Raw genomic sequence first — 12,659 nt, forward strand, 5'->3', positions numbered from 1 at the left:
CCACCCCCGTAACCCCAAAGACACTGTCCTAGAGAACCCAATCCCCGCCCCCCACGCTCTCCACGAAGCGGCTAAAACTTACACAACTCGCCCAAAGCACCCTGCCCTTCGGGTCGCTGAGGGTTAACTTAATAGAAACGGCTACGCATGTAGTACCGACAGCGGAGTACTGGCGGACGGGGGTTCAAATCCCCCCGGCTCCACCAACTCAAAAAAAGACGTCCTCGGACGTCTTTTTTTATGGCTGAAATTCAATCATCTCGCTGGATTGAATGTATGAGCTCAGATTTTAGAGTACGCCAGCGCCGTGCGGAAACTCGATTCTGGGGTACTCAATCCGTCTTAAGGATTTTGCGCGGTCGCTGATGAGTAAACTGGCTTAAGGCGGCTAATCGCTGGCAAATGCACTCAAGAGAGTGTCAGATTTCTTCTACGCCAAACCCCTCTCCCCCCAACCCCCACCAAAACCCCCAACACAATCGCCGCCAACGGCACCGCCCCCACCCACGTCATCGTCGGAAACACCAACAAGATCTGCGAGTCATTCCCGCCCAGCATCATCGACGCGCCAATTCCCATCAGCATCCCGGCCAGTAAATGCCGAACAACCGGCAACCACTGCAACCGCTGATAACAAAACGTCCGTCGCTTCAACGTGTACACCAGCATCCCCAGCAGCAACATGCCAAACACCGCCACTCGCTGAACCGTCAACGCGCCCTCATCCATCGCCCAGAACATCCGCGACAAGTCATAAAAGAACACGCTCGGCGTCCACTGTGGTTCGAGCGTGTAGAGCGCGCTGGTCAGAGCGCCGAGCAGCAGGCTCGAAACCACCACACGCCGATCGCCATGCATCTGTGACAAAAACACCAGAACCAGTAAGACGATGCCGATAGTCAGCCAATACTGATGGCTGGATATTTCCGCCATCTGCTGAATCTTGTGTTCAGTGAGCATGTTGAGGTGGTGCCAAAGCACGATGCCCAGCACCCAGCCGATCACCGTAAATATTTTCGCCAGATGACCGCTGGCGAGTTTGGTCAGGGTGCCGACGCTGCATCCATCGTTGAGCACCGAGGCGATACCGAACAGCAAGCCGCCAAGTACCAGTGACCAATAACCCACTTCAGGAATAAACAGCGGCTGACTGAACCCGGACAATCCGTACAACGGCCCCAGCAACAATCCAAACAGACCGCAGGAAACCAGCGACACAAACAGTGTCGGCCGGCGTCGCAGCAGTTGCCCGACCGCGTTGACCAGGCACATGCCCATGCGCTGGGACACGAAGCCGATGAGGAAGGCCAGCAGTAGCGAAATCAACAGTGAAAGCACGAGGCTCTCCGTTTTCGGAACGTGAGGTCGGTTGGACGTTATCGCAGATCGCGCGCGGTGCAAACCTTGCGGGTGAAGTGCGAAAGCGCTTCTACACTCACAGCGCACATGCCTTTCAACGCCGACACCCGAGTGATCATGACTTCCTTAAAAGACCGCATGCAAACCGGCAAGGACGCACGCAAGCAGTGCTCGCGCGGCTCTCAGGCTTCGACGGGCAAGATGAGTCGTGATCCGATTCCGCTGATCAAGGCGTCGAGTCAGGGGCGTGTCGAGTCGCTGGTGGAGTTGCGTTACGGGCGCATGCTGGTGTCGCCGTTTACGTTTTTTCGCGGCAATGCGTTGTTGCAGGCGCATGACTTGTCGAGCACGGCGACCATGGGTTTGATTTCGCCGATCTGCGGTGATTGTCATCTGATGAATTTCGGTGGTTTCGCCACGCCGGAGCGCAATCTGCTCTTCAGCGTCAATGATTTTGACGAGGCGCATCCCGGGCCGTGGGAGTGGGATTTGAAACGTCTGGCCGCCAGTCTGGTGATTGCCGCGCGCGACTTGCGCCACGGCGATTCGGTCGAGGAGTCGGTGTGTCGCGACATGATCGGCGCGTATCAAGCGACCCTGCTGGAGTGCGCCGAACAGAGTTCGCTGGAGAACTGGTACGAGTCGATCAGTTACACCGACTTGCTCGCGCAGGCGCGCAAAACCACGCTTGAACACGTGCAACGGGCTGTCGAAAAAGCTGAGCAGCGCACTCACGCAGGACTGCTGCCGAAGATCAGCGAGCGCGATAAACACGGGCGTCAGATTATTCGCGATGACTTGCCGGAAATTTTCCATCTGCACAACAACTCCACGTTGCTCGATGCCGAGGATGACTGGCTGCGACTGTCGGACTGGCGTCCGCTTTACGAGATGTTCATGCGCGATTATCGCGGCACGCTGCAACCTGATCGTCGCGAATTGTTGTCGCGGTTTCATGTGCAAGACATGGCGTTCAAAGTGGTCGGCGTCGGCAGCGTCGGCACGCGTTGTCTGGTGGCGCTGATGACCGACGATCAGGAATTTCCGCTGTTTCTGCAGTTCAAGGAGGCGCGGCGCTCGGTGCTTGCCGATTACGTCAAAGGCAAATCGCGGGTGCGCCACGAAGGTCAGCGCGTGGTCGAGTGTCAGCGTTTAATGCAGGCGGCCAGCGATCTGTTTCTCGGCTGGACGACGGGGCCCAACGGTCGGCATTTCTATGTGCGGCAACTGCGCGACATGAAAATCTCCGCCGAACTGGAAACCTTCGACGCTGAAACCTTCGCCGCCTATGGACGGGTTTGCGGTCGTGCCCTGGCCCGCGCGCATGCGAAAGCGTCCGGGCAAGCCGCGCAAATCAGCGGCTACATCGGCAAAAGCGATGCGCTCGCCGATGCGTTGTTGACGTACGCGCAAAGCTACACCGCGCAAAATGAACGCGACTTCGAACGCTTTCAATTGGCCTGTCGCAAAGGTCGATTGCGCGCACGTTCGGAAGCCGACTTTACCGCTGATTACCTGCCTTGAACCGGGCTAGAGCGGCCGCAAACGAGATGAATTTTTCTTCACTGCCCCTGCCCGACCGAACCTGTAAAGTTCGCTCGCTCATTCAAGAAACTACGGTTCGCCCGCGCTCCTGCGGGCTTTTTTTTGCCTGAAATTCCTCATCGTTCAAAGTTTCCCGTGTAGGCGCTGCCGAAGGTTGCGATCTTTTGATCTTGAAAACGCAGGAGCGAAAGATCGCAGCCTTCGGCAGCTCCTACTGAACATCAACCGGTTTGTATTTTCTGCGGTGTCGGGCAATGCTGTCTGACAACCCCGCCGACCGGAACGTCCGATGCCGCTGTTGACCCTGCCCTGCCAACGCCTGACGCTGGCGATTCTTGCCCCGGATCAGGCGGAACTCGAAAGTGAGTTCTATCGCCGCAACCTGCGCCATCTCGCGCCGTGGTCGCCGATCCGTACCACTGAATATTTCTCCACTGCACAAATCCGTCGACGTCTCGAGATTCAGGCCAGTGCCTTCGAGGCCGGGCTGGCGATGCATTTCGCGCTGTTGTCGCCGGACGGCCAGCAGATGATCGGCGCGTGCAATTTCAGCGGGGTTATTCGCGGGGCTTTTCAGGCGTGTTATCTGGGTTATCACATCGATGAAGCCCATCAGGGCCAGGGTTTGATGCAGGAAGCGCTGGAGGCTGGCATCGCGTACATGTTCGAGGGCCAGAACCTGCACCGGATCATGGCCAACTACATTCCCGGTAACGAGCGCAGTGCGCGGTTGCTGGAGCGCTTGGGTTTCGAGCGTGAGGGCTACGCCAAGGCGTATCTGAACATTGCCGGACGCTGGCAGGATCATGTGCTGACGGCACTGGTCAATCCGCGGTTCGAAACACCGGACAAACGTTGGTCGCGACCACTCGCTTAAGCTTCACGAATTGTTCAGCATTGCCGACGTATGCTCGGGGTTCCCGCCCCTTTCGGTAGCCTGAACGTCATGTCGCGTGCCGTCACTTCGCTGTTTCTGCTTGCCGCCCTGCTGTTTTTCTTTGCGCTGGGCAACCATCAGTTGCAAGGCTCCACCGAGGCCCGCGTCGCCGGCATCGCCATGGAAATGCACCTGGACAACGACTGGGTGACGCCGCGTCTGTTCGGCGAAGCGTTTCTGGAAAAACCCCCACTGAGTTTGTGGCTGGACGCCGGCGCCATGCGCGTGTTCGGCGTTTCGCCGTGGGCGGTGCGGTTGGCCTCGGCGGTGGCCGGGTTGTTTAGCGTGATGTTGTTGTACGGCATGTTGCGTCGCTTCGAGCGGCCGAAAAGGGTCGCGTGGACGGCGGGGATTCTGCTGGCAACCATGGCCAGTTACTGGAGCAACGTACGTGGCGTCGGTGAAGACGCGCTGCTGGCGCTCGGTGTAACAGGAGCATTGCTGGCGTTTTTTCAGGCGCAGCGAGTGCCGACGCTGGGCAATTCGCTGCTGTTTGTCGTCGGCATCGCCATTGCGACGCTGAGTAAAGGTGTGCTCGGTTTGGCGATGCCCGGCGTGGTGATTTTTGCTTATCTGCTGGCGGACAACCTGATCGACCGGCGCTTGAAGATCAGGGATTGGTTGCGGCCGGGATTGCTCACCGTCGTCGGTCTGATTCCGCTGCTGATCTGGCTGGTGGTGCTTTATCAGCATGGCGGTGCGCAAGCGGTCAGAGAGGTGTTGTTGACCAACAGTGTCGGACGGTTCAGCGGATCGTTCGTTGAGGCCGGGCATTACGAGCCGTTTTATTACTACCTCGCCAAGCTGCCGCAAGCGTTTTTGCCGTGGAATATCCTGGTGTATCTGGGGCTGTGGCACTTCCGTAAAGAGTTGAAGGCGAATCGGTATCTGCTGTTTTTCAGCCTGTGGATCGTCGCGCAGTTTGTGATGCTGACGTTGGCGTCGAGCAAGCGCACGGTGTACTTGATGTCGATGACGCCGGCGGCTGCGGTGATCGCGGCTGAGTATGCATTTGTGTTGTTTGAGCGGTTGAAAGCGTACGAATCGGCGAATCGATTTGTATGCTGGATCGCTCGGCGGCGTCAGGCATTGGGGTTCGGCGTGTTGGCTGTGGTGATCGCCGGTTATCTCGGGGCGGCGCAGTGGGCGCTGCCGAATGCGGATAAACACCTGTCGTTCCTGCCGCTGACGGAACACATTCAATCGCTGCAGGCCAGTGGTCATCAGGTGGCGTTGTTTCAGGCGAATGAGCGGGTGGGCGGTGCGAGCGTGTTTTATACGCAGAGTGTGCTGAGGGGGCTGGATACGGAGGCGCAGTTGCGGGCGTTTCTGGGGGCGGCAGCGACAAATGTGGCGGTGATCTCGGCGGATGCTGAGCCTGTTGCGCCGCTGAAAGTGCTGAAGACCATGATGGTTGGGCGGCAGGCTTATTACTTTGTCACCGACTAAACCAGACTAAACACACACTCCTGTGGTGAGGGGATTTATCCCCGATGGGCTGCGCAGCAGCCCTTTCTTTTGAATCAAGAGAGGGGCCGCTTCGCGCCCCATCGGGGATAAATCCCCTCGCCACAGGTTATTCACTGGATGGGCATTCCAACTGTTGCCGACGTGGCGACTGACACTGTCCGCTCATGCTTCTCCAACACCGGCATCTCCAGCCGCGCCCGTCCATAAAACGCCAACGCTGTCAGCAAACACGCCAGCCAGACAAAGATCCCTGCCCAAAACGTGTGGGACATGTAGTGCCAGCCTTGCAGGACGCGCGTCGTGCCGTAGACAAAACCGAGCAACAACGAGCCCCACAAAATCGCCTTGGAAAACCGCCACTGGTAGCGTCGCGCAACAAAGTACAGCGCCAGCATGGTGAAACCACCCGACGCGTGCCCGCCCGGCCAGCAACGGCCCTCGCCCGCTTCATGGAACAACTGGAAATTCTCGTACCACTCGACATGAGCCATTTTGGCGCCGTACAGCGTGGTCTCGATCGGGCAGTAAACGCTGGTGTGCGCCTTGAGGAAGTGAATCACCCCGGTGCAAACGGCGAACGCCACCACGACGAAGAAAAAATCCCTACGATGATCAGCGGCAAAGCGCAGCACCGGCGCGACTCGGCTGCGCTGCAGAAAGGCACCCAGTCGTGGCCGCTTCTGCGGGCTGACCAATGGCCAGATCACCGAGAGCATCGCACCGATCACGGCAATCTCGCCCGTCCAGTTCGGAATGATCCGCGCCCATTTGTGCGTGAGTTTTTCGAAGAAGTGGATTTTGTCGAGCGGGAAGGTCTGGGTCAGCGGGTCGAACAACAGGTTGCTGAAAGCGATGTCGATTTTGGTCATGTCGAACAGCAGAAACACCACCGCTGCACAGAGCAGCGGGATGCCGAAGTTGTAAGCGTAGAAACGCGATTTCATCGGGTGGTCACCGTGCGCCAGTCGGAGGCTTCAATGAAGCCGAGCATTTGTGGGGCCGCCGGATTGGCAGCGGCGACAAACAGCGAAGAACCGTAGCCGGGATCGGAGGGCGGTACATTCAGGTCTTTCTCCAGTTGCCCCATGCATTCGCTGTGGGTCACCAGGATCAGATTGCGCCCCGGCACTTTGTGCGCCAGCGCCTCCTGCAACATTCGCCCCTTGCAACTGATCAACCAATCGGCGGCGGTGGAGGTCTTGGTGAACATGTAACCGGCGGTCTGCACGGTGCGCTCGATCGGGCTGTTGTAGAGGTCGGCGTTGCTCAGGCCCAGTTGTTCGAACTGCGAGCCGACCGCGTCGGCGACACTGCGTGAACGTTGAGTGATGCCGTCATTGCCGCTCAGGCACGGTGCCTTCGAGTGATCGCAGCGTTCGACGTGGCGCACCAGCACGATCATGTCGCCTTGCGCCCAGCCCTGCGCCAACGCCTGCGCGCCGGCGACATTGCCGTGGGCCAGATCCGGCACGGCAGCGGGCGCGAGCAGCCACAAAGTCAAAGGAATCACCAGCACGGAGGCGGCCAACACCACCCACGTGTTGCGAAAACGCGCCAAACCGCTCAGATCGATCGAGCGTTTGACGCCGAACAGATTCAGTCTCAATTCCACAAAAAGCCGCCTCACCGGCATGCATCACTTGTCATTCGATGCGGCGAAGGTACAGAGGCGGGCGTGGGCAGCCAGTGAAACCCATGTGAAAAAAGTCTTGGGATCCTTTGTTACAAATTCCGTAGGACAAAATCCTTTCAGCTCTCGGCATTGCGGCCGATACAGACCTGCTAACACCCTTGCTGGCTCAAAAAAACAACAATCTTCCAGCCTAACCGACGACCAAGAAACCCAACGTTTCTGGAGGATTTTTGATGAATAGCTGGTTCGGCAACATCAGCGTGAACATGAAATTGGGCCTGGGCTTCGGCCTGGTGCTGGCCCTGACCTGCGTCCTGGCCCTGACCGGTTGGACCAGCCTCGGCGGCCTGATCGACCGCAGCAACTGGATGAGCGACATCACCCAGCTCAACTCCGGCCTGACCAAACTGCGCGTGGTGCGCCTGCAATACATGCTGACCAACGGCGATGAAACCGCCGCGCAAAACGTGCAGACCACCCTTGAAGCCTTCGCCGCGCAACAGCAGAAGTTGATCAGCAGCTTCAAGAGCCCGGAGAACGTCAAGTTGCTCAAGGCGCAGGCGGCGACCATCGCTGAATACCAGACCTCGCTGAACAAAATGCGCAACGCCTACCGCACCGCCAACAGTGCGCGCGACGCCATGAGCGTGAATGCCGAGGCCGCGTACCGTCAGATCGAATCGATCAGCAAACATGTGCAGCAAATGGACATGAGCGAGCAACGTTTCGAACAGTTCCAGGCCATCACCACGGCCAAGGAAGCGTTCATCCTCACCCGCTACGAAGTGCGCAGCTACATGGCCGCCACCAACGCCGACACCGAGCAGAAAGCCGTCGCCCAACTCGACGTCGCGATCGCCAGCCTCAAGCAATTGAACGTGCATTTCGCTGACACTCAGGCAGATGCCCTGCGTCAGCTGGAGACCGCGCTGGTCAGTTACCGCAGCGCATTGCAGGCGTTCAAAAACGCCAACAGCGAAGCCGTGCAGGCGCGCAAGGAAATGACCGATCAGGGCGCGACCATCGTCACCCAGAGCGAGCAGCTGTATCAGATTCAACTCGATCGTCGTGACGCCGAAAGCGCTCAGGCCCGTACTCTGCAACTGATCAGCACCCTGCTGGCGTTGCTGGTTGGCGTGATTGCCGCCGTGCTGATCACCCGTCAGATCACCCGTCCGCTGCGCGAAACCATGGCCGTGGTCGACCGCATCGCCAGCGGCGACCTGACCCACAACGTCATCGTTACCCGTCGCGACGAACTCGGTGTGCTGCAACAAGGCATCGCGCGCATGGGCGTGACCCTGCGCGATTTGATCAGCGGCATCCGCGACGGCGTCACCCAGATCGCCAGCGCCGCCGAAGAGCTGTCGGCCGTCACCGAGCAGACCAGCGCCGGCGTGAATAGCCAGAAAGTCGAGACCGATCAGGTCGCCACCGCAATGCACGAAATGACTGCCACCGTGCAGGAAGTTGCGCGCAACGCCGAGGAAGCCTCGCAAGCCGCTGCCGCCGCTGACGGCGAAGCCCGTGAAGGCGACAAAGTGGTCAACGAAGCCATCGCGCAGATCGAACGTCTGGCCAGCGAAGTGGTGCGTTCGACCGAAGCCATGAGCGTGCTGCAACAGGAAAGCGACAAGATCGGCAGCGTCATGGACGTGATCAAAGCCGTCGCCGAACAGACCAATCTGCTCGCGCTCAACGCCGCGATTGAAGCCGCGCGCGCCGGTGAAGCCGGTCGCGGGTTTGCCGTGGTTGCCGACGAAGTGCGTGGCCTGGCCCAGCGCACACAGAAATCCACCGAAGAAATCGAAGGCCTGGTCGCCGGTCTGCAGAACGGCACTCAGCAAGTTTCGGCGGTGATGAACAACAGCCGCGCACTGACCGACAGCAGTGTCGCGCTGACGCGCAAGGCCGGCCTGTCACTGGAAAGCATCACCCGCACGGTGTCGAACATTCAGTCGATGAACCAGCAAATTGCTGCGGCGGCTGAACAGCAGAGCGCGGTGGCGGAAGAGATCAGCCGCAGCATCATCAACGTGCGCGACGTCTCGGAACAAACCGCGGCGGCGAGTGATGAAACCGCGGCGTCGAGTGTTGAGCTGGCGCGCTTGGGTGGTCAGCTGCAGCAGATGGTCAGCCACTTCCGGGTCTGAATCGACCACTAAACTGTCCGTTGCACGTCTCCGGCGCTGGAGCCGTGCAACGACATCTACAGCGCCCGAAGCATATCCCGCCCCGCCCTTCAAATTCCTACATCCTCGTGATCCCTTTCCGATGTGCAGCGGCGAATATCCTGTGTCCAACGGCCGCAATGGCTGACAGCGCTGTCGAAGCGTCCCGCGTAGTGTCGATTCTCCACAGAGAAGGAGACAACCGGGATGACCGACCGAACACTGCTCAAGACGTTGATTCAGACGCACAGTCCGAAAGATCAGGAGAGCGAGTTCAAAGAGCTTTTCGACAAGGATCTGAAGTTCGGCTCGATCTTCGACATCACCCGACTGACCGAGGCCGAATTCGCCGCCAGGGTCCGCGCCGGCGTTGAAGCCAGACAATCACTGCGCCAACTGTCGTCCTCAATCGATACAAAAATGCTTTTCGACAATGTCAGATGTCTCGCGGCGCAGCTCACTCATCTCTACCGGGAACAGCGCACTTCAGATGGAAAAGCACAACACCACTGGCATCCGTCGAGCATTCGCAAAGCCGAGGAACAAGCCCCCACTTATACCCATCTGTTCATGGAAAACTGGGACGATGCCTGCAAGGTCGATTCGATTGCCGCCATCGATTCGCAGGTCGCCTATCTCCGCGCGCTGTACCTGTTTGCCCTGCAACTGGAGTCAAGTCCCTCAGTAAACAGCGAAGAGAAAAACGATCGAATTCTTTTGGCTGCACGACGCCCGGATCTGTCGCTACTGTCGATCAGTCATCAAAGCACCTTCACTGCTCAACCGATGCTCAGGATCGTCAACGAAACGCTGGACAACAATATTCGCGCAGGGCTGTTATCGGCCCCCGACAAAGCTCAATCGACCTATAAACTGCTGGCTCAACGGCAGTTCCCTTTCGTCCTTCCCTACGAATTCTTTCATCACCAATGCCTGTTGGGGCTGAACGAAAAAAACACTGCGCTGGGCGAGTTGAACTATCGCATCAGCCAGCATCTCCCCTTAAGCCAGCATGAAAGCCATCTTTATGGCAGCGTGCCGCAATCTTCACCGCGTGTGGCACAGGCCCTGATGTCAGGATTGGGACCCAAGCGTCAGGCACTCCTGACTGACTGGCCTGATGCCAGAACACTGTCGAGCATCGCAAGTGATTCGTTTACAGCCGAGCAACAGTCGCAGTACTGGAAACCTGTTTACGGCCCGACAACGACCGACGATCTCAGTCACATCAGCACCTTCCTCGAGCGAACCGGGCTCAATGCCGACCAGTTGGAGGCATTACTCGCGCAAGGCCGATACGCCCTGCACAACTCCCCTCAGAATCGCCTGGGGGCAAGCTCATTCGGTGCCGGTACAGCCCGTTACGTCAACGGTGCGACTAGCGCCCGCTACCCGGCGATGACGATCGACCGAAACACGAAACCTGCGCGCATCACACATGCAACCGCGCAACGTTTAGAGCGCCTGCATCGAATGATTCGCCTGCAGCGCTGGCTGGAGATGCCCTTTGCCGATCTGGATGTCCTCATCTGCAGTGCCATGGGCTCGCCGCGCGCACCTGAACCCAGTCTGCAAATTGATCGCTATGTGATTCGCGCACTCGGTGTGTATCGATATTTTCAGCGCAACTATTCACTCAAGGCTGAGGAATTCGCCGCATTACTGCACCTTGTATCAACGTCCGCGACCAGTGATGAGCCGGCACTCTTTGACCGGATCTTCAATCAGGCGCGCTTGTTCGATGAGCCGCTGTTGCTTGATGGCCGAGCGTTTTCGTCAAACCCGACAGATCCACTCTCGCATTCGGTTCTGCAGCATTTGAGCGCCAGCCTGGGTATTCCCCTGTCGGAAAACGCGCTGTTGCACATTGTGAAAAATACCGAGAAACAACTGGGCTCGCTGAAGTGCGACGCGCACACGTTGTCTTCCATTTACCGCCAGGCTCGCATTGCGCAACTGTTCGGCTTCACCGTCAGTGAAAGTGCGACGCTGGCGAATCTGTTGGGCGGAGAAAGGATCGCCGCGTATCTGGTGTCAGGTCAGACCAAAGAGCATGAAATCAAGGTCGATTGCTCCGATCTTGAAGGGCTCAAGATAAACCTGTGCATCGGCGCCCCGTTATCGGCGGACATGAAGCACTGGCACTTGCTTCCAGGCTCCAGCATCGAGATAGGAACGGCTTTTTTTTCCGACTCGATCGACAACGTGATCACTGTCCGCTATCCCCGCAATTCATCCGGGGGAACGCCTGAACTCTATTTCAAGATGCCTCATGAGGTCGCGGCGAATACCGTCACGCCCTTAGCGGGGACTGTGTCCACCTACGGTGGCACTCTCGATGAACTGCTGCAGTTGCAAAGCCCTTTCGTGACGCTAACCAGGCAGGGCGCAAACCGGGCACTGTTTGAAACCTACGTAAAGGTCAGACTGACCAGCGCCGAGAGCCCGCCACGGGATCTCGACATGCTTGATGTCCTGATGCAAATGGACTGGATCAGCCGCTGGATCAAGCAGTCCGTCTTTGACATCCCGGGACTTCAGCAGCTCCTCGAGCCGGCAAGCAGCAGCGAGCAAATGCTGGGGAAGTTGCTGCAACACTTCACCAGTCTGCAGGTTGCAACACGAAAAGCCGTGGTGACGACGCCCGAGTTGGCAGCCTTGTCATTGCCCGACAGTGCGAATTTGCGCGCAGAGTTGGCGATCGACTTGCTCGATGAAAAGGGTCTGGTGAAAAATTTCGCGCCGCTGGCAACGGACGACGCCTCTGAAAAGATGGACGCGGCCCTCGAGAAATTACCCGCGCTGTTGATTCACGTCGACGACGACGCGCAAAGCCAGAGACTAAAGAAAAACGCCCGACAAAAACTCAAAGACCTGCTCCTGCCAGCCCATGATCGACAGCAACATCTGATCGAGACGTTTCTTCAGGAAACCTGCTGGCTTCCCATGACGTGTGCAAAGGGCGTAGTGACCTGGGCGAAGTCCTCGATCCACCGAATCCTGCTTGCCGCATTGTCCTCGGAAAGCTTGAACGCTCTCGCATCGACCCTCGAACCCGTCCTGCGCCATGCCCGGGCAGCCGTTCAGCTGCAAATGAGCAACAGGGCATTACAGGTTTTCCAGAACCATCCCGATTGGCTGCAACGCTCGAATTCGGCATTGGCGCTGACACTCGAGACCCTCTACCTGCTCGACCGGATAGTCCATTGCATGACGACCCATCAGCATGATGAAGAAAGCCTGTTGAATTATCTGGAGCTGGCCAACGAACCCGGCTCATCCGCGGACGCCAGCAACCTTCATCTGGCGCGACTGCTGAACTGGACGCCGGCGCAAGTCAGTCTGTTGACCGCCCGATTACCCCGCTCACGGGCCAGCACCATGGAGGACATTGACTGGCTTGTGCGCTGTCACGACACCTGCGCAAAAACCGGCCTGGGCGCGGCGGCCTTGCTTGACGCGACCAGACTGCAGAACGACAGCCCTGAAGAACACTGGAAATCCGTCGGTGAGGCGGTAATGGCCAGCGGAAACTGATCCCATC

At 58.4% G+C, this 12,659-nt stretch carries 8 protein-coding genes, 1 other RNA gene and 1 pseudogene (1 of these 10 cut by a window edge); 7 read left to right on the plus strand and 3 right to left on the minus strand.

Annotated features, from left to right (window positions below; all coding sequences use genetic code 11):
• Positions 1–206: a transfer-messenger RNA gene (gene ssrA, locus ACIOMO_RS25595) on the plus strand (it extends 189 nt beyond the left edge of the window).
• Between the two features lie 202 nt (positions 207–408).
• Here the strand turns inward: ssrA and ACIOMO_RS25600 are convergent.
• On the minus strand, positions 409–1,338 hold the full coding sequence (locus ACIOMO_RS25600) for a YeeE/YedE thiosulfate transporter family protein (RefSeq protein WP_401244255.1): 930 nt from the start codon (positions 1,336–1,338) through the stop codon (positions 409–411).
• Between the two features lie 138 nt (positions 1,339–1,476).
• On the opposite strand from ACIOMO_RS25600, the gene ACIOMO_RS25605 reads away from it, so the two are divergent.
• From ACIOMO_RS25605 to ACIOMO_RS25615, 3 genes are all read left to right on the plus strand, one after another.
• Positions 1,477–2,883: a DUF2252 domain-containing protein gene (locus tag ACIOMO_RS25605; protein ID WP_401244257.1), complete on the plus strand. Its 1,407-nt coding sequence runs from the start codon at positions 1,477–1,479 to the stop codon at positions 2,881–2,883.
• A 310-nt stretch (positions 2,884–3,193) separates the two neighbouring features.
• A complete protein-coding gene (rimJ, locus tag ACIOMO_RS25610) occupies positions 3,194–3,781 on the plus strand; it encodes a ribosomal protein S5-alanine N-acetyltransferase (RefSeq protein WP_053117000.1) in 588 nt (195 codons plus the stop codon).
• A gap of 69 nt (positions 3,782–3,850) precedes the next feature.
• Positions 3,851–5,290 (plus strand): ArnT family glycosyltransferase, encoded by a 1,440-nt coding sequence (locus tag ACIOMO_RS25615; RefSeq protein ID WP_401244259.1) that lies wholly within the window; start codon positions 3,851–3,853, stop codon positions 5,288–5,290.
• A 131-nt stretch (positions 5,291–5,421) separates the two neighbouring features.
• On the opposite strand, the gene ACIOMO_RS25620 is transcribed toward ACIOMO_RS25615, so the two are convergent.
• Positions 5,422–6,255: a phosphatase PAP2 family protein gene (locus ACIOMO_RS25620; RefSeq protein ID WP_401244261.1), complete on the minus strand. Its 834-nt coding sequence runs from the start codon at positions 6,253–6,255 to the stop codon at positions 5,422–5,424.
• Positions 6,252–6,923, minus strand: coding sequence for a histidine phosphatase family protein (locus ACIOMO_RS25625; RefSeq protein ID WP_401244263.1), 672 nt, complete (start codon positions 6,921–6,923; stop codon positions 6,252–6,254). The genes ACIOMO_RS25620 and ACIOMO_RS25625 overlap by 4 nt, the downstream gene beginning before the upstream one ends.
• A 389-nt stretch (positions 6,924–7,312) precedes the next feature.
• Between ACIOMO_RS25625 and ACIOMO_RS25630 the strand changes: the two are divergent.
• The 3 genes and pseudogenes from ACIOMO_RS25630 to ACIOMO_RS25640 form a co-directional block, all read left to right on the plus strand.
• A pseudogene (locus ACIOMO_RS25630) lies at positions 7,313–8,239 on the plus strand (methyl-accepting chemotaxis protein); the annotation flags it as partial.
• Positions 8,234–9,097 (plus strand): methyl-accepting chemotaxis protein, encoded by an 864-nt coding sequence (locus ACIOMO_RS25635; RefSeq protein ID WP_371262359.1) that lies wholly within the window; start codon positions 8,234–8,236, stop codon positions 9,095–9,097. The pseudogene ACIOMO_RS25630 and the gene ACIOMO_RS25635, both read left to right, overlap by 6 nt.
• Before the next feature lie 225 nt (positions 9,098–9,322).
• Entirely contained in the window at positions 9,323–12,652 is a 3,330-nt protein-coding gene (locus tag ACIOMO_RS25640) for a Tc toxin subunit A (protein WP_401244265.1), read from the plus strand.
• The last annotated feature ends 7 nt before the right edge of the window (positions 12,653–12,659 follow it).

It is taken from the genome of Pseudomonas sp. NPDC087804, from assembly GCF_044742965.1.
GTDB lineage: Bacteria > Pseudomonadota > Gammaproteobacteria > Pseudomonadales > Pseudomonadaceae > Aquipseudomonas > Aquipseudomonas rustica.

What these genes read in the sequence shown, in the direction of transcription:
- rimJ (WP_053117000.1), top strand. Translation starts at nt 3,194, where the DNA reads ATGCCGCTGTTGACCCTGCCCTGCCAACGCCTGACGCTGGCGATTCTT.
- ACIOMO_RS25640 (WP_401244265.1), top strand. Translation starts at nt 9,323, where the DNA reads ATGACCGACCGAACACTGCTCAAGACGTTGATTCAGACGCACAGTCCG.
- ACIOMO_RS25615 (WP_401244259.1), top strand. Translation starts at nt 3,851, where the DNA reads ATGTCGCGTGCCGTCACTTCGCTGTTTCTGCTTGCCGCCCTGCTGTTT.
- ACIOMO_RS25635 (WP_371262359.1), top strand. Translation starts at nt 8,234, where the DNA reads ATGGGCGTGACCCTGCGCGATTTGATCAGCGGCATCCGCGACGGCGTC.
- ACIOMO_RS25620 (WP_401244261.1), bottom strand. Translation starts at nt 6,255, where the DNA reads ATGAAATCGCGTTTCTACGCTTACAACTTCGGCATCCCGCTGCTCTGT.
- ACIOMO_RS25605 (WP_401244257.1), top strand. Translation starts at nt 1,477, where the DNA reads ATGACTTCCTTAAAAGACCGCATGCAAACCGGCAAGGACGCACGCAAG.